Origin of the sequence: Tardiphaga sp. 866_E4_N1_4 (assembly GCF_052076075.1) — a bacterium.
In the GTDB taxonomy this organism is placed as follows: domain Bacteria; phylum Pseudomonadota; class Alphaproteobacteria; order Rhizobiales; family Xanthobacteraceae; genus Tardiphaga; species Tardiphaga robiniae.
This window is the reverse complement of record NZ_CP197242.1, coordinates 3,747,332-3,766,315: the sequence shown is the minus strand read 5'-3', so window position 1 is coordinate 3,766,315 and position 18,984 is coordinate 3,747,332. Positions and strand designations below refer to the sequence as shown.

Genomic DNA, 18,984 nt, shown 5'->3' with positions numbered 1-18,984 from the left:
GACAATCATGGCGCGCGATATCATCATGGCGGCGGGAGGCATTGTCGTGCAGCGGGGCGAGACGCCGCTGTTTGCCGTGGTCTGCCTGCGCAAGCGCGGCGACTGGGTGCTTCCGAAAGGCAAGCTCGACAATGGCGAGACGCCACGTGATGCGGCCGAGCGCGAGGTGCTGGAAGAGACCGGCCATGCCGCGTCGGTGCATGACTATCTCGGTGCCCTGGCCTATCCGCTCGGTGAACGGACCAAGGTCGTGCATTTCTGGCACATGGAGGCCGCGGCCGCGCCGTCACGCAAGTTGATGAAGGATATCAGCGAAGTCGCGTGGCTGCCATTTGACGCCGCGCTGGCGCGGCTGACGCGCAGCCATGAACATGCGTTCCTCGCGCAGGTCGGGCCCATGGCGCTGGCGGCAGCAAGGGCAGCGCCGGTCGTGGATGGCGAGCCCGTGCGGCCAATTGCCGTGGGGCCTGTCAGCGTGCGACGTGACACGGGGTTCTTCGCGAAGATCCGGAACTGGCTGAACGGGTAAGTCTCGTTGCAGCGATGGCTGAAGCGGCGGGCTCAGTGCGTGTTGGTCGCGTCATCGAAGCGCAGCACATTGCCGAACGGGTCGGTGATCTTTGGGCCCCTATCGGTCGGACTCGGACGCGCGAAGCGGGCCTGCTTGTCATGCAGCTCCTTTGCGAAAGCCGCGATATTGCTGCCGCGGATATAGACCACGCTACCCGGCGTGCCGTCGCCATAGTGTTCGCTGAGATGCAGCTTCACGCCGCCGCGCGACACCTGCATGTAGAGCGGGGAGTTCGGCTCGTAACGATGTTCCCAGTCGATCGCAAAGCCGAGGAAGTCGACATAGAACTCCTTCGCTTTAGCAATGTCATAGATGCGCAGAACCGGAATTGCCGGTTCGAAAGTGACGTCGGTCATCGCTGTCTCCCGCTCGTGGCGTAGGGGAGATTATCGCAGCGAAGTCGTCATTGACTAGATCGTGCTGCTAGGCGCCGCGCATGATCACGCCGTACCAGCCGAGACCTTTGTAAGTCTCATAGCCCGGTGTGGCATGGAAGGCGACGAGGCCGCCCGAACGGTCGTGATAGAAGCCGCTGCGGCGGCCGTTCAAGGCCAGCGGGATGCGTTCGGTGAGCAGGCCCTGGCCGTCGGACGAGGCGATGACGCGCAGGTTCGAATCCACCAAAAGTACGCGCGTCTTGTCGTCGTCGACGCGAACGCCCTCGACGATGGCGCGCGCCTGGGCTTCCCAGTCGAAATGAATCGCGAGCACGCCGATGGCGCGGCCATTGGCATTGCCGCCTTCGCGCACGCTGGCGCAATAGGTCGCGACCTGCGCATTGTTCAGGAGCGGCTGGCGCTCGACGTCGCCCGCGGTGTAGTCGTCGCCGGAGCGCAGCGTACGGGCGTCGCGAAACCAGGCGGTGCCGGCGATGTTCTGGCCCATCACATTGAAACGATCGCCACGGCCGCTGGCGATGACATTGCCCTGCATGTCGCACAGCCAGAGATCGAGATAGACGGTGTAGGCGCCGAGGATCACGGCGAGCCGCTCCGATACATGGGCGACGGTGGCATCGCTCGGTGCGGCTGCGCAATCGACGACGGCCGAGTCGGTTGCCCACCAGCGGACGTCGCAGGTGCGCTCATAGAGATTGCGGTCGATCAGCTCGATGGCGTTGAGCGACAGATCGACCATGCGTTCGCCGCGCGAGCGTTCGGTCATCTTCTCGATCGAGGCCATTAGGCTGCCGGTGCGGGCTGTGAGCTGGGATTCCAGATCGCGCGCGATGGTCTCGACCTGCTGGCCGACATTGCGCACTTCCTGCGCGACGACGGCGAAGCCCGCGCCCTGCGCGCCGGCGCGCGAGCTTTCGATCAGCGCGTTCAGCGCCAGCATCTTCATCTGGTTGGTGATGTGCTGGATCGACCTGGTCTTCTCGCAGGCGATCTCGTTGACCTCGGCGGTCAACCGCCCGATCAGCGCGGAGATATCGGAGCTATCGTCGTTCTCTTCGGTTGCATTGGCATGCGCAGAATGACTGCTGCGGTTCATTGCCAAGACCATCGTCGTATCCCCGTTGACAGCAATCAGTTACCTCCCGGTTATTGCCCGGTCATGGTTAATCGTGGCTTAATTTTCCGTGTGCCGGGTTCCGCCGACTTGCACGAATAAGCGGCAGGAGTGCGCAACAGGCACTATCTCATTGCGTCTGGTCATGCGCGGCCGCATCCGTAGGACGTTCGATGCCCCCTAGCGGTACAAATTAGGGCGTCATTAGTGATGCTTATGCACGCGCGCCCGATTACTCTGATGAACAACGCGATATCAACCACACTCGTGCAGGCTCAAGGCTTCATAGGCCGAGCCATTGTGATGAGCGTTCTCGAAGACCTGACCGGTGCGACCACGTCGGAACTGTCCGACGAATTGATCTTCCAGATCGCCTCGGCGTCCAGCCCCGAGCAGCGCAAATACGCGGCTGACCTGTTCCGGTATTTCGCCAAACAGCTCGAATTCGAATCTTATCGGCGCGGGCAGCAGAGCATGGCCGTTCCACAGCTTCCATCGCCGGCCATGATTATCGACGCGACGCCCGAACAGAACGAAGCGCCCACGATCCAGCCGTCGGATGACCCTGGCGATGACCCGTCCGTCGGTCTGATCCCGCCGGTGAGCTGGCAGGATTGACGGCGGCGCGACAGTTTTACGTCAGATCCGTTGCTTCCTACCGATTGGCTTAACCATTCGCAGGCCAAATGAGTCGCGAGTGATTCGAGCGTTGCAATCGTGAAGAGCGGGCGTGCCAGTGAGTGTAGTTATCCCTTTCCCCATGCGTGTAGCGGCCCCCCAGGCCGATGAGTGTGAAATCGATCTGCTGAGCGCCGTCGATCTGGCGATCCGCGATCTCCGCGAAATCTCCCAGACCGCGAACGACATCGCGCAGGCGCGTGCGCGTGAATGCCTGGCCATGCTGGAAAGCGCCTATCACGGTGCGCTGCAGGGCTGACGCGTTCTGAGTACGCCGACAGGAGATCAGCGATGCTGTTTCTGGTGATCTCGAATCCGCGCGCCGATCGTCCGTCCGACATGGCGGCCGCGCGTCAGAGCTTCTGGCCGTGGATGGCTGGGTATCAGGCGTCGGGTGTCTGCCAGCACATCTATCCGCGCGTCGGCCGCGGCGTGGTCGCGGTGTTCAAGGTCGATGGCAATGAAGTGCTGCATCGCATCCTGAACGAATGGGCCGATATCATCCCGGCGCAGTTCGAGGTCTATCCGCTGGTCGATCTCGATGCGACCACGGCTCTGCTCGCATCGCAGGTCGCTGCTTCAAAATAGCGTCGCGAGTTTCAGTTCCCGATCAGCCTTTTCGCGCGGAAACCATCGGTTCGCACCATGGACTCGGCAAATCCGCGTCGCTATATGCGTGATCTCTCCCTTACCAGTATCGGGCACTTTTCATGACGACCACTGACACCGCTGCACCCGTTTCCCAGCCGTTCCAGGCCGAAGTCGCCGAATTGCTGAACCTGATGGTTCACTCGGTCTATTCCGAGACCGACATCTTCCTGCGCGAATTGGTCTCCAACGCATCGGATGCCTGCGACAAGCTGCGCTATGAGGCGATCGCCAATCCGCAGCTGATCCCCGACGGCCAGTCGCCCAACATTACCATCATTCCGGACAAGGCGGCCGGTACGCTGTCGATCGTCGATACCGGCATCGGCATGGATCGCCAGGAACTGATCGACAACCTAGGGACCATCGCGAAATCCGGGACCAAGTCATTCCTGTCGCGGCTCACCGAAGCCAAGGACGGCTCCAACCTGATCGGCCAGTTCGGCGTCGGTTTCTATGCAGCTTTCATGGTTGCCGAAAAAATCGTCGTCACCAGCCACCGGGCCGGCACCCATGACGCCTTCACCTGGACCTCGACCGGCGGTGCGGGTTTCGAGATCGGCCAGGTCGCTGATGGCATGAGCGTGCCGACCGGCACGTCGATCGTGCTGCATCTGAAAGACGACGCGAAGAAATATCTCGAAACTTACGAGATCGAGCGCATTGTCGGCGCCTATTCGGACAACATCCAGTTTCCGATCATGCTCAAGGACGGCGACGCCGAGCCGCGGCAGATCAATTCGGCCAGCGCGCTGTGGCAGCGCTCCAAGTCCGAGCTGACGCCGGAGGATTACAGCGCGGCTTACAAGTCCATCGCCCATGCCTATGACGAGCCGGCGATGACACTGCATTACCGTGCCGAGGGTCGCTATTCCTATGCGGTGTTGCTGTTCGCGCCATCGCAGAAGCCGTTCGACCTGTTCGAGCCGAACCGCAAGGGCCATGTGAAGCTCTATGTGCGTCGCGTCTTCATCACCAATGATGCGGACCTGTTGCCGTCCTATCTGCGTTTCATCCGTGGCGTCATCGATGCCGAGGACCTGCCGCTGAACCTCTCCCGGGAGATGTTGCAGAACAATCCGCAGCTCGCGCAAATCAGGAAGGCCGTGGCGACGCGCGTGATCGGTGAGCTGGAGACGCTGAGCGAGAAGGATGCCGAGACCTTCACCAAGATCTGGGACGCCTTCGGCCCGGTGATCAAGGAAGGCATCTATGAGGATTTCGAGCGCCGCGAGAAGCTACTGGCGCTGTCGCGCTTCACTACGACCTCCGGAGAGAAGCGTTCGCTGAAGGACTATGTCGCCGACCTGAAGCCGAACCAGACCGAGATCTATTATCTTGCCGGCGACAGCCTCGATCGCCTGAAGTCGAATCCGAAGCTGGAAGCCGCCAAGTCGCGCGGCATCGAGGTGCTGCTGCTGACCGACGCGGTCGACGCATTCTGGAGCTCGGCGCCGCTGGATTTCGACGGCAAGCCGCTGAAGTCGCTGAGCCAGGGCGAGGTCAATCTCGATCTGATCCCGCGCATCGACGACGAAGCGACCAAGGACGAGCCGAAGACCGAGACCGACGAGGCCGCGACCATCGCCGTGATCAAGGATGCACTCGGCGAGCGCGTCTCCGACGTTAAGGTCTCGACGCGCCTGACCACATCAGCCTCGTGCCTGGTTGCCGGCGGCGCTGGCCCGGATCGCGAACTCGAACGCATGCTGGCGATGCAGAATCGCGGCAGCGTCACCAAGCCGATCCTCGAGATCAATCTGCGCCATCCGTTGGTGGCGAAGATCGCGGGCGCGGACAAGGCGGCGGGCGGTGAAGCGTCCGACATCGCGTTCCTGTTGCTGGAGCAGGCGCAGATCCTCGACGGCGAATTGCCGGAAGATCCTGCGGCCTTTGCCAGCCGTCTCAACCGGTTGGTGCTGCGCGGTTTGTGATCGCCGACCGTTCACGGCGCGGGGCATTTGTCCCCGCGCTTTTGATGCCAAGGAACTCCACCCATGAGCACTGTCTTCGAGAAACTCATCGCGAAATATGCCGAGCGCGGCGATTTCGAGCGCCTGCAGGGTTATCGGGACGATCGTCTGGCCATCCTGAAGAGTATTCAGGATGGGACATACGAGAAGATGCACCTGATCTCCGACACCGATCCTGTCTCGATGGTCGCGGAGATCGAGCGGGAACTCGCCTGTATCGACGCGGCGCTGAAAAAGCGGATGCAGTGACCGCGCGCGTGCGTTGCAGCAATCGTCGTTGAGAGTGATCTTGAACTAACGCAAAGCTGATCTGCACATTTCGGCTAAGTCGAAAGATTATCTGGTTCGTCCCGAGCTTCTCACATAGCGTGCGCCCAAATTGAAAACCTGGGAGGCATTGATGAAATTCGGACTGTTGTCGACGGCTGCGCTGTGCGGTCTTTTCCTGGCCGCTCCGGCCTCGGCGCAAGGCGTCAAGATCGGCATTCTCAACGATCAGTCCGGTGTCTATGCCGACTACGGCGGCAAATATTCGGTCGAAGCCGCCAAGATGGCGATCGAGGATTTCGGCGGCGAGGTGCTCGGCAAGAAGATCGAACTGGTCACCGCGGATCACCAGAACAAGCCTGACCTCGCCGTCTCGATCGCGCGGCGCTGGTATGACGTCGAAGGCGTCGACATGATCACTGAATTGACTACCTCGTCGGTGGCTCTCGCGGTTCAGGAACTGTCGAATCAGGAGAAGAAGATCGACATCGTGGTCGGCGCGGCCTCGTCGCGCGTTACCGGCGATGCCTGCACGCCCTATGGCTTCCACTGGTCGTTCGATACACGCGCCTTGGGTGTTGGCACCGGCGGCGCGCTGACCGAAGCTGGCGGCGACACCTGGTTCTTTCTCACGGCGGACTATGCCTTCGGCTATTCGCTGGAGAAGGACACCGGCGACATCGTGAAGGCAAAGGGCGGCAAGGTGCTCGGCGCCGTTCGCCATCCGCTGAACTCGTCTGACTTCTCGTCGTTCCTGCTGCAGGCTCAGGCGTCCAAGGCCAAGGTCATCGGCCTTGCCAATGCCGGCCTCGACACCACCAACGCCGTGAAGCAGGCGGCTGAATTCGGCATCGTCGCCGGCGGACAGAAGCTCGCCGGTCTCCTCCTCACGCTGGCCGAAGTGAACGGCCTCGGGCTGCAGGCGGCGCAGGGTCTGGTGCTGACTGAGTCGTTCTACTGGGATCGAGACGACAAATCGCGTGAGTTCGCCGATCGCTTCTTCAAGCGCACCCAGCGCATGCCGAACATGATCCAGGCCGGCACCTATTCGTCGACGCTGTCTTATCTGAAGGCAGTCAAGGCGGCAGGCACCAAGGACTCCGAAGCTGTCGCGAAGAAGCTGAAGGAACTTCCGGTCGATGACGCCTTCGCCCAGGGCGGCAAGGTGCTCGCCAATGGCCGCATGGTGAAGGACCTCTATCTGTTCGAGGTCAAGAAGCCGTCGGAATCGAAGAAGCCATGGGATTACTACAAGCAGCTCGCCGTGGTGCCCGGCGACAAGGCCTATCCGACCGCAGCCGAGAGCGGCTGCCCGCTGACGAAGTAAAATCGAAGCGCTGATCTTCCTTAACCTCTCCCCGCATTGCGGGGAGAGGTCGGGGCCGGCGCGAAGCGACGGCTCCGGGTGAGGGGCAAGGTACGGCGTTCGCCGCAAGCTCGTATTCGCGGATCGGATGATGATGCGATCAGAGAGTTGGGTGATCGGGTAGGCAGTGTGCCATGCCCCTCACCCGACCGTCTTCGCTGCGCTTCGCCGGTCGACCTTGTAACTTGCCAGCCGCCGGATCTGCTAAGTTGTGCGGAGCGGTGGCAGGCGGGAGACCGAGTGACCTGAGGGACACCAAGCCCGTGGGAGAGCGCGGGTCCTTGCTTGCCGTTCCATCGAACCCGAACAGTCGCTTGGGCCGCTCAGCAAGCCCGGTTGCGCAAGGATGGGATCAGATGGACGCGATTTATGTTGGCATCGATGTGTCGAAGGATCGGCTGGATGTGGCGTTGCGTCCGGGCGGTGAGAGTTTTGCGGTTGCCCGCAATGGTGCGGGGATCGATGATCTGATCGCGCGGCTGAAAGCGCGGCCGCCACGGATGGTGGCGATCGAGGCGACGGGCGGCTTTGAGACGGTCGTCGCCGCAGGATTGGCCGGCGCCGATCTGCCTGTGGTGGTGGTCAATCCGGCGCAGGTGCGCGCCTTTGCCAATGCCCTCGGCAAGCGCGCCAAGACCGATCCGATCGATGCCATGGTGATCGCGCATTTTGCCGAGGCGACCAAACCGCAACTGCGGCCGCTTCCCGATGCGACGACGCGGCTGCTAGCCGATCTGGTGGCACGTCGGCGCCAGATCGTCGAGATGATTGCCGCGGAAAGCCAGCGTGCACGGCGCGTCAGCAATCTGCGGCTGAAGAAGAGCATCGCCCGGCTCCACAAGGCACTGGAGAAGGAGTTGTCCGAACTGGACGACGACATCGGCGATCACGTGCGGGGATCGCCGGCCTGGGCCGAGAAAGAAGACTTGCTGGTGTCGGTGCCCGGCATCGGTCCGACCATCGCGCGCAGCCTGATTGCCGAACTGCCGGAGCTCGGCACACTAGATCGTCGTCAGATTGCGGCGCTCGCCGGTTTGGCGCCATGGACTCGGCAATCCGGCCAGTGGCGCGGCAAGAGCTTCATCGGCGGCGGCCGGGCCAATGTACGCCGCGTGTTGTTCATGGGAGCGATGGTGGCCGCCCGCTTCAATCCGCAGCTCAAACTGTTCCGCGACAAGCTTGTCGCCGCCGGCAAGCCCAAGCTCGTCGCTATCATCGCCCTCGCCCGCAAGCTGCTCACCATCCTCAACGCCATCCTGCGAGACAAGACCCCATGGCAGCATCAAAACGCTTGACCAACAAGACAGTCGCTCTCCCCGCAAAGGGCGGGGAGAGGTTAGGTAACAGCCTCAATATCCCGTCATTTCAAGATAACCCACGCCGCTGTGGCTGCCGGTGAAGCTCACCGGCCCTTCCCAATAGGGGAAGCTCGTCGTCATCCAGCTCCTGGTATTCAGCGGCGAGGTCGCGATCTGCAATCCGCGCGATGCGATCGATACCTTCCATGACGTCGGGATCCTGCGGCTGGCGATCTCCGTCATGACGGTCGGCGTCATATCTATAGCGCCTGGGGCAAGCTGTTCGGATTTTCCGTCCGCGGTGATCCAGTTGCCGGCAAAATAATGCGCGCCGTCCTTCTGCCTGAGGCGAAACAACATCAGTTTTGCATTATCAGGCAGATGCAGCGAGAACCAATCCCAGCCGGTCTGGTCGGAAGCCAGCGGCTGGCTGGAATATTCCCTGTCCATCCAGGCGCGGCCGGTGACGGCAATCTCCTTGCCGTCGATGGTCAGCACGCCCGATGCGGTGAAATAGGGCTGGCTGTAGTAATACGACGCTTGCCCACGTTCCGACTTGCGGCTGAAGCCGTTGTCGCCCTGCAGCACCAGCGGTTGCTGTGCATCGAGGCGGAGCCGGTAGCTGAAATCCGCTGACGATGCCGATATGTCGAGCGGTGCGATCGACATGTCGTTAAAGCCTTCGATGCCGCGCATCTCCCATGCATCGATCCATGCCCGGAACGGCGTCGCAGTCACGCCGGCCTGACCGACGCCGCCGCGGGCAAAACTCTCGGCCGCATGATGCGCGGTAGCGGATGTCACCGCCGCGTGGCCCATCCAGATCTGCGGCGTCGCCCAGCCGTCGCCCTGCGCGCCCGCCGCCATCGCCTGACGAAACAGCGTCCACTGCGCGCCATAGGCATTGCCCGATGCGTCCGTGAGATTGGCGGTGAGATACCACCATTCGATGCGATAATCCGGATGCGGGCCGTGATCGGCCGGAAAGGTGAGAGGGCGGCCCGGAACGACAGCCGCAAAACCTTCGGCGTCGCGGCCGAGGCCGGCAAAGCCTTGGGCGAATGCGCGTAAACCGCCGAGGCCGAGCAATGCGGCGGCGCCGATCAAGCTGCGACGTGTGAGCAAGCTATCGCTCATTGGCGAACACTTTCGCCAGCGTGGCCGGTTGCATGCGCAGCAGTTTCAGGATCGGTAGCAGAGCTGCGAGCAGCGAGGCCAACATGGCAACGCCGAGCAACTGGACCAGTTGCAGCGGAAACACATGGAACGGTAGGCGCCAGCCAAAGGCCTTTACATTGACGATGGCGATCAGACACCACGCCACCAGCAGCCCGAGCGGCAGCGCCAGCAGTGAGGTAATCAAGGCAACAGACAGCGTCTTCAACAGCTCGATCCCGGCCAGCCGACGGCGCGTGATGCCGATGGCCCAGAGCGGCGCCAGTTGCGGCAGGCGCGAATTGCTCAGTGTGAGCAGGCTGGTGAGGAGCGCGACGCCGGCGACGCCGAGCGTGAAGGCATTGAGCGCGGCCGTCACCGCGAAAGTGCGGTTGAAGATCGCCAATGACTCTGTTTTCACCGTCGTCTGGTCGGCGAGGTTGCGGCCGTCGAGACCGAAGCGCGCGCGGATGGCGTCGATCAGCGCGGGCACAACCGCGGGGGCGACGCGCAGGCCCATGCGGGTCTGCGAAATATCAGGGAAATGTTTGACCAGCGCATCGATGTTCACGCCGATCTGGCCTTTGGGATTGCCGTAATCCGCATACACGGCAACGATCTCCATCGGCCATGTGCCGGTCGGCGTCGGCACGTCCAGACGGCCGCCGGGTTTGAGCTTCATGCGCAGCGAGAGTTGTTCGCTGATGAGCGCGCCGTCGCCGCTGCGCACGCGATCCCATGCATCGCTGGTTGAATCCAGCAGCGGCCATTGATCGCGATAGGTGGCGTGATCGGCGAAGCCGAGAAGCTCGATCGGCGCACCGTTGAACTGCAGGTCCGTGCGGCTGCCCGGCAGAACGGCCTGCACGTCGGGGCGCGTCTTCAGCCAGGTCTTGATCTCGATCGCCTGCTTCTCGCTCGCCGCGTTCAGATAGATCTCTGACGCCAGCCGGCCGTCGAGCCAGCCTGTGAAAGTGCGACTGAAACTCTCCACCATGGTGCCGACGCCGACATTGACGGCGAGCGCCAGCAGCAGCGCCATCAGCGCCAGCGACAGGCCGGAGAGCTGCAGCCGGCTGTCGGCCCAGAACCATGTGACGAGTGGCCGTCGCGTGCTGCGTTCACCGCCGGCAAGGACGATGCCGAGAATGACCGGCAATGCGAGCGCTGCGCCGAGCAGGAGCGCCGCCAGCACGAAAAAGCCGGCAATCAGTGAATCGCCCAGCCAGAGCGCGAGGCCGGCAGCGATGAATACGAGCAATGCGCCCGTGCCTTGTAGCCGCAGCCAGCGATGCTGTGCCTCTTGCCAGGCATAGGGCTGTGCGGTGGCGAGCAAGGGGAGGCGGACAGCTTTCAGCAGGCTCGATGTCGCTGCCAGCAGCGCGCCGATAATGGAAATCGCCAGACCAGCGAACCACCATTCGGGCTTCAGCGTCAATTGCCCAGGGATTTGCGCGCCGTAAAGCCCACGCAGGCTGGCCGCAACATCGGGCAGCAGCGATGCGGCGATGAAATAGCCGCAGACGAGACCGATGGCGCCGGCGATCAGTGCGATGCTGACGAGTTCGAGGATCAGCACACTGTTGAGCTGCCGCGCCGAGACGCCGCAGGCACGCAAGGTGCGCAGCATCGGCAGGCGCTGTTCGAAGCCGAGGCCGATGGCCGAATTGACGATGAACAGCCCGACGAAGAAGGATAGCAGGCCGAAGGCGGTGAGATTGAGATGGAAACTGTCGGTGAGACGTTCGAGGTCGGTCTCTGCATCGGGCTGCACCAGCCGCAACCGATCGACGGTGACGCTTTCAAGCGAAGCGCGGGGACCCTTGGCGCTGCCGATCAGCAGGCGCGAGATCTGATCCGGCATTTTCAGGAGTTTCTGCGCGATGCCGATATCGACCACCAGCACGCCGGGTGCGAGCTGCGGCTGCAGTTTCAGGGGTGGCAGCAGCGCTCCGTCATTGAGCGCAGGCGTTGCGCCCTCGGCGAGGCCGAGGCTGGTCAGCGTTTCTGGCGCGATCAGCGCCTGACCGGGCGGCGTGAGAAACGCCTGCGCGCCGGTCCTGCCGATCTCCGTCGCAGCGCTGGCTTCGACAGGCATGGTCACCGGCTCGATGCCGAGCAGGCGCACCGAGCGGCCGCCAATGGAGATGCGGCCTTCGACCACAGGGGACACCGGCCAGCCGGCGCGGCGGAGATCGACAAAGAGCTGTTGCGCAAATGCGCCGCCATTGGTCGCGACCAGCATCGGTGTGCGCGTCCCGCCGAACGCGGCGGCGGCGCGGTCATAGCTGATGCGGGCCTGCTGATTGAGCGCCTGCACACCGCTCCACAACGCGGTCGCGGCGATCAGGCCGATCAGGAGCGTCGCGAACTGCATCGGATGCCGGCGCCAGTGGCTGAGCAGCACCGCGAGGATCCAGAGCGCGCGTCTCACGCGATCAATCCTGCATGGAGATGGACGTGACGATCCAGCGTGGCGGCGAGGCGCTCGCTATGGGTCACCATCAGGAAGCCGCAGCCGGTGCGGGCGACGAGATCGCGCGCCAGTCGCAGCACCTCGTCGGCAGTGTCTTCGTCGAGATTGCCGGTGGGTTCGTCGGCGAGCAGCAGCAGCGGTTTCGAGGCCAGCGCACGGCCGATGGCGACGCGTTGCTGCTGGCCGCCAGAGAGCTGTTCGGGATAGCGCTTGAGCAGCGCGCCGAGGCCGAGCCGTTCGGTGAGTTCGCTTTGCCAGACTGCGTCGTGCTTGCCGGAGATGCGCGACTGAAACGCCAGATTGTCGGCGACCGACAGCGACGGGATCAGGTTGAACTGCTGGAACACGAGGCCGAGCCGGTCGCGGCGTAAGGCGGCGCGGGCGGAATCATGGAGGCCGGTGACGATGATGTCGCCGAGTTGGATCTCGCCGCTGTCGGCTTCATCGAGACCGGCGATCAGATGCAGCAGCGTGCTCTTGCCGCTGCCGGATTCGCCGGTCAGCGCCACGCTCTCGCCGGCGGCAACGCTGAGACCGACACCGCGCAGAACGGCGACCTGTTCCTGGGCTGAGCGATAGGATTTGGTGAGGTGGCGAACCGTGAGCATGCGGCGGAGACTATAACAGAACCGCTCCCCGCCGTCCCCACGCAGGCGGGGACGACAACCGTTATAGCTTGCGCTCCGACACCAGCGCCAGCAGCACCGTCGCCGCCATGAAGCAGGCGGAGGCGCCGAACACCCAATGCGGCAGCGCGTGATCCATGAACCAGCCGAACAGGATGGGGCTGATGATGCCGCCGAAATTGAAGCCGGTGGAGACGATGCCGAAGGCGCGGCCGGCGGCGCCGGGAGGGGCGGCCTCGCGCACCAGCATGTCGCGCGACGGCGTCAGCACGCCGCCGAGGAAGCCCGCGGTGGTCATGGCCGCGACGATCACCGGCGTCGGCAGCGTGAACACTGCGATGGCACAGATGATGGCGGCATTGATCGTGAAACACACGGCGGCGACGCGGCTGTGGTGTCTGGTCCGATCGGCCAGCCAGCCGCCGGCGAGCACGCCGACGGCGCTGGCCGCGAGGAAAGCGGTGAGGGCGATATTCGCCGATGACAGCGATGTGCCGTAGCCATTCATCAGCGCGACGATGCCGAAGCTGTTGATGCCATTCTGCGACAGCGACAGCAGCGTGAAGAACAGCGTCAGCATCAGGATCGCCGGGGTCATCATGCTGACCTTGGGCGACTCGGCGCCCTTGGCGTCATCGCCATCAGCCATCGCGCCGGCATCGGGAATGCCGACCACGATCAGCATCAGTGCGATCGCCACGCCGATGGCGCCCGCGACGATCAGCGCGCCCTGGCCACCGATACCGACCAGCAGTGCCGCCATCAGGGGAGGCGCGACTGCGCCGCCGACGAAGCCTGCGAATGTATGGATCGAAAATGCGCGGCCCATCTTCGACTCGTCCATATGCGCGGCGAGGATGGCGTAGTCGGCCGGATGATAGACGCTGTTGGCGAGGCCGAGCAGCGCGGCGCAGACGATCAGGGCGGGATAGCTCAGCAACAGGCCGAGCGCGATCAGAGCACAGCCGCCGAGCATGACGCCGAGGATCAGGATCTTGCGTGCGCCGATGCGGTCGACGAGATAGCCGATCGGCGCCTGGGTGAGGCCGGAGACGACAGCGAAAGTGGTGAGGGCGAAGCCGAGTTCGATATAGCCGACGCCGAGCCGGTCCTTCAGGAACGGGAACAGCATTGGCAGTACGAAGATGTGGAAGTGGCTGACCCAATGCGCGGTGGAAATCGCCGTCAGCGTCCGCGTCGCCGAAGGGACGTGGTCACGCGCGGCAAGATGCGAGGTCGAGGCCGGAATATCGACCATATGCGTTTCCACCCAAGGCGGCTGACGGCCGCTTTTTGCAGCCTCGAAAAGGTGCGCTATGCCTACGTTCTCAGCAGGTTAATGTCTATCAGCGCTGCGACATGCAGGTGTTGCGGCCCGTGCAGGGCAGCAGCGGGAAACGCGACCACGGCCCGGGAATGCGACATGATTGAGCATGATGACGAGCAGCCCGAATTTTAAGCCGCTGCGGATCCTGCTGTCGGAAGGCACCAGCACCTCCGCGCGGGAGGCTGTCACCGTGCTCGGCCTCGCCGGCCATGTGGTGGATGTCTGCGATCCCGCCGCTGCCGGGCTGGCGCGGTTCTCGCGATTTGTCCGCACATATCACCGCTGCCCGGGAATGAGGGACGATCCCTCGGGCTTCCTGCGGTTCATCGAAGGCCTGCTGGCGACAGGCGACTATGACGTGCTGCTGCCGATCCACGAACAGGGCTTCCTGTTCGCGAAAGTGCAGGAGCGGCTGAGGCCGCTGGCCGGCCTGGCCCTGCCGTCCTTCGCAAGCTACCGGGCGGCGCATAGCAAGGCCGGTTTCAGCCGCATGCTGAGCGAGCTTGGATTGCCGCAGCCCGAAACGCAGATCGTCGCCAGCGCTGACGTGCTCCGCAACGCTGTCCGCTTCCCCTGCGTTATCAAGACCGCCATCGGCACTGCGAGCCGCGGCGTCTGGATGGTGCGCAATGATGCCGACCTTGCGCTCGCAATGAAAGAGCTTGAGGCCGGCAACGGCCTTGCCGGCGAGGTGCTGGTGCAGGCCCGCGTCAACGGCGCGACCGAGAAGGCGCAGGGTGTGTTCTGCCGGGGCGGACTCGTCGGCTTTCACGCCACTCGGCAGATCATGGAGGGTGCCGGCGGCGGCGATGCCATCAAGCGCAGCGCGCGGCGCGACCGTGTGCGCGACGATCTCGCGGCTATCGGCAGGCATCTCGCCTGGCACGGCGCGCTGTCGATTGACTTGATCATGCCGGATGACGGCACCGGGCCATATTATATCGACTGCAATCCGCGACTGGTCGAGCCGCTGGCGGCTTATCTGGCCGGCGTCGATCTGGTCGATCTGCTGCTGCGCGTTTCCCTGGGCGAGACGCCGGATGTCGCACCGACGACACGAGAGGGCGTGGTCACGCATCAGGCCATGCAGGTGCTGCTCGGCAGTGCGCAGCGCGGCAGCACGAGGCGCGACCTGGCGCGCATCTGCCGCGATATCTGTTGTCGCCGCGGCGACTATGCTGGCAGTACCGAAGAGCTCACGCCGGTGCGCATCGACTGGCTCAGCGTAGTGCCGCTAATGATGACTGCGCTGTTGCTGCTGGTGTCGCCGGGGCTGTCGCATGTGCTGGCGAAACGCGGCTGGGGTACGCATCTGCTCGATGCTGGGACGGTTGCGGCCATCGAAAGCGAGATGTTTTAGTTTCATCCGGCCGCGTTAGAGTTGAATAGTTGCGACAGACGCGGCCGGCTTCCTCTCCCCGCTCTGTGCGGGGAGAGGGGTGGGGTGAGGGGCGTGGCACCTCAGCCACTGCCATCTCCGCTTCTTCGATTCGATAGGTCTTGCTAGGCTGCAGCTGCAGTGCGCCGCCCCTCACCCGGATCACGCGCGATGCGCGACCCGACCTCTCCCCGCGCAAGATGCGGGGAGAGGTAAGAGGCGATTGATGTGTATCAATGTGTGCCGCGCTGATCCGGTTATCCAAAAGTGCCCCGCACTTCCGCGAGGCCAACGAAACCCGGGGAGCGCATGACAAAGCTGATGGCTGCATCGTCGTTCGCTGCGCCTTGTGCGAATGCGGCTGCGCAGCCGGGCGGCTTCCTGTCTCATCTGGGCGCCGCCGATCTGCGCCAGTTGATGACCCTGGGCGAGCGGGTGCCCTATACTTCGCAGGATGTCCTGTGCACGCAGGGGGCGCCAGCGGGCAAATGCTTCAGCGTGGTCGAGGGGGTGGTCGGCATCTACAGGACCGAATGCGATAATCGTCGCCAGATCATAAGCTTTGCGCTGCCGGGCGACGTCCTCGAGATCGCAACGCAGGGGCATCATGAAGTGTCCGCCGCTGCAATCGGTCCTGCAGTGGTGTGGGAAATCCCGCGTGAAAAGTTCGCGCAATTCGCCAGTCACCGGCCCTATGTGCTGAACGAGATCGTCGCGCTGATGGCGACCGAGATCGCCGACGCGCATGACAAGATGTTTTCGCTGGGCCGCCGTGCAGCGGAAGAGAAGCTCATCGTGTTCCTGACGTACTGGCGCGACCGGCTGGTACGGCTCGGCCGCGACGTCGATCCGCTTCCGGTGCCGATGAGTCGACGCGATATCGCCGATCATCTCGGCCTCACCGTCGAGACCGTGTGCCGGACGCTGGCCAAGCTCGAACGCCGCGGCACGATCGAGATTCTGCCTGGCCGCATCCGGCTGTTGGACACCGAATCCGTCGCGGCTCCCGCTCTCGCCTGACGCCTCGCGCAGCCAGCAAGCGAGCTTCCACCGACTTTGATTTCAATCAATTCACTGAGCGCGCCGCCGTGATTGATGGGTGCGTGCTCGGGAAAGAATCATCATGACGAACCAGACTGACAGCGTGAAGTGGATGACGATCGGCGAGGCCGGTCTGACCGTGATCCTCGCGGCCACCGTATTTCTCTCCATCATCGCAGCGGCCAAGGCGGAAGATGCGGCCTATGCCTTTCACGTGACGCTGGCCGGCTTCGCCAGCCTGGCCTCCGTGTTCGTCATCCTCAATCGCTATTTCGAGCGCGGCGCATTGCCACCGCAGGAGATCGACGGGCGGCCGAATTATAATTTCGGGCCGATCAAGTTTGCCGCTGTTGCCTCGGTATTCTGGGGCATCGCCGGCTTCACGGTGGGACTGCTGATCGCCATGCAGTTGGCGTGGCCGGACCTGAACTTCAATCTGCCCTGGACCAGCTTCGGCCGGCTGCGGCCGCTGCATACGTCGGCGGTGGTGTTTGCCTTCGGCGGCAACGTGCTGATCGCGACCTCGTTCTTCGTGGTGCAGAAGACCTGCCGTACCAGGCTCGCCGGCGATCTTGCGCCGTGGTTCGTGGTGCTCGGCTATAATTTCTTCATCGTCATTGCCGGCACCGGCTATTTGCTCGGCGTCACGCAGTCCAAGGAATATGCCGAACCGGAATGGTATGCCGATCTCTGGCTGACCATCGTCTGGGTGACTTATCTGCTGGTGTTCCTGATGACGCTCGTGAAGCGTAAGGAACCGCATATCTTCGTCGCCAACTGGTTCTATCTCGCCTTCATCATCACCATCGCGGTGCTGCATCTCGGCAATAACCCTGCGCTGCCCGTCTCGGTCTTCGGCTCCAAGTCCTATGTCGCCTGGGCCGGTGTGCAGGATGCCATGTTCCAGTGGTGGTACGGCCACAACGCGGTGGGCTTCTTCCTCACCGCCGGCTTCCTCGCCATCATGTATTACTTCATTCCGAAGCGCGCCGAGCGACCGGTCTATTCCTATCGGCTATCGATCGTGCACTTCTGGGCGATCATCTTCCTCTACATCTGGGCGGGTCCGCATCACCTGCACTATTCGGCACTGCCCGACTGGACGCAGACGCTCGGCATGACCTTCTCCATCATGCTGTGGATGCCCTCCTGGGGCGGCATGATCAACGGCCTCATGACGCTGTCCGGCGCATGGGACAAGCTGCGCACAGATCCGGTGTTGCGCATGCTGGTGGTGTCGGTGGCGTTCTACGGCATGGCGACCTTCGAGGGTCCGCTGATGTCCATCAAGGTGGTCAATTCGCTCAGCCACTATACCGACTGGACCATCGGTCACGTGCATTCCGGTGCGCTTGGTTGGGTCGGCTTCGTCTCCTTTGGCGCGCTCTACTGCCTGGTGCCGTGGCTGTGGAATCGCAAGCAGCTCTACAGCCTGAAGCTGGTCGAGTGGCACTTCTGGATCGCGACGCTCGGCATCGTTCTGTACATCTCGGCGATGTGGGTGTCGGGCATCCTGCAGGGTCTGATGTGGCGCGCCTACACGTCGCTGGGCTTCCTCGAATATTCCTTCATCGAAAGCGTCGAAGCGATGCACCCGTTCTACATCATCCGTGCCGCGGGCGGCGGGCTGTTCCTGATCGGTGCGCTGATCATGGCCTGGAATTTGTGGATGACCGTGCGCGTCGGCGAGGCGGAAGAGGGCGCGCTGTCGAGCCCTGGCGCCACGTTGCAGCCGGCTGAGTGAGGATTAATCATGTCGTTCTGGAGTCGGCACCAAATCTTCGAGAAGAACTCGATCGTCTTGATCGTGGGTATCATTCTCGTCATCGCCATCGGCGGCATCGTCGAGATTGCGCCTTTGTTCTATCTCAAGAGCACCATCGAAGCCGTCGAGGGCATGCGGCCTTACACGCCGCTCGAACTGGCAGGGCGTAACGTCTATGTCCGCGAGGGTTGCTATCTCTGCCATTCGCAGATGGTGCGGCCGCTGCGTGACGAGGTCGAACGTTACGGGCATTACTCGCTCGCGGCGGAGAGCATGTATGACCATCCGTTCCAGTGGGGCTCGAAGCGCACCGGTCCGGATCTCGCGCGTGTCGGCGCGAAATATTCCGATGAATGGCACGTCACGCATCTGAGCAATCCGCGCGCCATCGTGCCGCAATCGGTGATGCCGTCCTACAAGTTCCTGGCCGATACGCCTGTCAGCACCGAGAACGTCGCCGATCATCTGCGCACCAACCGCGCGGTGGGTGTGCCCTATACGGACGATCAGATCACCAATGCGGTGGCGGACCTGAAGACCCAGGCCGATCCCGACAATGGCGATACCGACACGCTGCTCAAGCGCTATCCGAAATCGGTGGCACGTAACTTCGATGGCAAGCCGGGGCTGCCCACCGAGATGGACGCACTGGTGGCCTATCTGCAGATGCTGGGCACGCTGGTCGATTTCAAACTCTACAACGAAAAAGCAAACCTCCGCTGAGGAGATGGAAGCATGCGCGCAATCCTGACCGTCGAGAACTTCGCGTCGAACCTCGTCCTCACATTCTGGACGCCGGTCTTCGTCGGAATCTTCATTGCAATTCTGACCTATGCATTGTGGCCCTGCAACAAGGCGATGTTTGACGCAGCCGCGCGCCAGCCGTTGCGAGAGGATTGATCA

General features: G+C 63.0%; 19 protein-coding genes. 13 read left to right on the top strand and 6 right to left on the bottom strand.

Annotated elements, in window-relative coordinates; translation table 11 throughout:
* The first annotated feature begins 7 nt into the window (after positions 1–7).
* Entirely contained in the window at positions 8–529 is a 522-nt protein-coding gene (locus AB8B20_RS18340) for an NUDIX hydrolase (protein WP_089267820.1), read from the top strand.
* Positions 530–561: 32 nt separating this feature from the next.
* On the opposite strand, the gene AB8B20_RS18335 is transcribed toward AB8B20_RS18340, so the two are convergent.
* Positions 562–927, bottom strand: coding sequence for a glyoxalase superfamily protein (locus AB8B20_RS18335; protein WP_439074399.1), 366 nt, complete (start codon positions 925–927; stop codon positions 562–564).
* A gap of 67 nt (positions 928–994) precedes the next feature.
* A complete protein-coding gene (locus AB8B20_RS18330) occupies positions 995–2,077 on the bottom strand; it encodes a methyl-accepting chemotaxis protein (RefSeq protein WP_439074400.1) in 1,083 nt (360 codons plus the stop codon).
* A gap of 309 nt (positions 2,078–2,386) precedes the next feature.
* On the opposite strand from AB8B20_RS18330, the gene AB8B20_RS18325 reads away from it, so the two are divergent.
* The 7 genes from AB8B20_RS18325 (at position 2,387) to AB8B20_RS18295 (ending at position 8,310) form a co-directional block, all read left to right on the top strand.
* The gene (locus AB8B20_RS18325) at positions 2,387–2,701 is read left to right on the top strand and encodes a hypothetical protein (protein WP_439074401.1); all 315 of its coding nucleotides are present in this window, start codon (positions 2,387–2,389) and stop codon (positions 2,699–2,701) included.
* A 142-nt stretch (positions 2,702–2,843) separates the two neighbouring features.
* Positions 2,844–3,020 carry a hypothetical protein gene (locus AB8B20_RS18320; protein ID WP_210269243.1) on the top strand — a complete coding sequence of 59 codons (177 nt, stop codon included), beginning with the start codon at positions 2,844–2,846 and terminating at the stop codon, positions 3,018–3,020.
* Between the two features lie 32 nt (positions 3,021–3,052).
* Complete coding sequence (locus AB8B20_RS18315) at positions 3,053–3,349, top strand: DUF3303 family protein (protein ID WP_093757559.1); 297 nt, start codon at positions 3,053–3,055, stop codon at positions 3,347–3,349.
* A 122-nt stretch (positions 3,350–3,471) separates the two neighbouring features.
* Entirely contained in the window at positions 3,472–5,343 is a 1,872-nt protein-coding gene (gene htpG, locus AB8B20_RS18310; protein WP_439074402.1) for a molecular chaperone HtpG, read from the top strand.
* 63 nt (positions 5,344–5,406) lie between these two features.
* On the top strand, positions 5,407–5,631 hold the full coding sequence (locus AB8B20_RS18305; protein ID WP_089267813.1) for a hypothetical protein: 225 nt from the start codon (positions 5,407–5,409) through the stop codon (positions 5,629–5,631).
* Between the two features lie 151 nt (positions 5,632–5,782).
* Entirely contained in the window at positions 5,783–6,976 is a 1,194-nt protein-coding gene (locus AB8B20_RS18300; RefSeq protein WP_089267812.1) for an ABC transporter substrate-binding protein, read from the top strand.
* Positions 6,977–7,371: 395 nt separating this feature from the next.
* Complete coding sequence (locus AB8B20_RS18295) at positions 7,372–8,310, top strand: IS110 family transposase (RefSeq protein ID WP_439072572.1); 939 nt, start codon at positions 7,372–7,374, stop codon at positions 8,308–8,310.
* Between the two features lie 54 nt (positions 8,311–8,364).
* Here AB8B20_RS18295 and AB8B20_RS18290 read toward each other — a convergent pair whose 3' ends face one another.
* From AB8B20_RS18290 to AB8B20_RS18275, 4 genes are all read right to left on the bottom strand, one after another.
* A complete protein-coding gene (locus tag AB8B20_RS18290; protein WP_439074403.1) occupies positions 8,365–9,450 on the bottom strand; it encodes a lipocalin-like domain-containing protein in 1,086 nt (361 codons plus the stop codon).
* A complete protein-coding gene (locus AB8B20_RS18285; protein WP_439074404.1) occupies positions 9,440–11,902 on the bottom strand; it encodes an FtsX-like permease family protein in 2,463 nt (820 codons plus the stop codon). Before AB8B20_RS18285 ends, AB8B20_RS18290 begins: the two co-directional genes overlap by 11 nt.
* On the bottom strand, positions 11,899–12,552 hold the full coding sequence (locus AB8B20_RS18280) for an ABC transporter ATP-binding protein (protein WP_439074405.1): 654 nt from the start codon (positions 12,550–12,552) through the stop codon (positions 11,899–11,901). Before AB8B20_RS18280 ends, AB8B20_RS18285 begins: the two co-directional genes overlap by 4 nt.
* Positions 12,553–12,613: 61 nt before the next feature.
* A complete protein-coding gene (locus AB8B20_RS18275) occupies positions 12,614–13,828 on the bottom strand; it encodes an MFS transporter (protein ID WP_439074406.1) in 1,215 nt (404 codons plus the stop codon).
* Positions 13,829–14,003: 175 nt separating this feature from the next.
* On the opposite strand from AB8B20_RS18275, the gene AB8B20_RS18270 reads away from it, so the two are divergent.
* From AB8B20_RS18270 to AB8B20_RS18250, 5 genes are all read left to right on the top strand, one after another.
* The gene (locus AB8B20_RS18270; RefSeq protein WP_439074407.1) at positions 14,004–15,257 is read left to right on the top strand and encodes an ATP-grasp domain-containing protein; all 1,254 of its coding nucleotides are present in this window, start codon (positions 14,004–14,006) and stop codon (positions 15,255–15,257) included.
* Positions 15,258–15,584: 327 nt separating this feature from the next.
* A complete protein-coding gene (locus AB8B20_RS18265; protein WP_439074408.1) occupies positions 15,585–16,295 on the top strand; it encodes a Crp/Fnr family transcriptional regulator in 711 nt (236 codons plus the stop codon).
* A 133-nt stretch (positions 16,296–16,428) separates the two neighbouring features.
* A complete protein-coding gene (gene ccoN, locus AB8B20_RS18260) occupies positions 16,429–18,060 on the top strand; it encodes a cytochrome-c oxidase, cbb3-type subunit I (protein ID WP_089267867.1) in 1,632 nt (543 codons plus the stop codon).
* Between the two features lie 9 nt (positions 18,061–18,069).
* A complete protein-coding gene (gene ccoO / locus AB8B20_RS18255) occupies positions 18,070–18,804 on the top strand; it encodes a cytochrome-c oxidase, cbb3-type subunit II (RefSeq protein ID WP_439074409.1) in 735 nt (244 codons plus the stop codon).
* A gap of 12 nt (positions 18,805–18,816) precedes the next feature.
* Positions 18,817–18,981 (top strand): cbb3-type cytochrome c oxidase subunit 3, encoded by a 165-nt coding sequence (locus AB8B20_RS18250; RefSeq protein ID WP_439074410.1) that lies wholly within the window; start codon positions 18,817–18,819, stop codon positions 18,979–18,981.
* Positions 18,982–18,984: the final 3 nt, after the last annotated feature.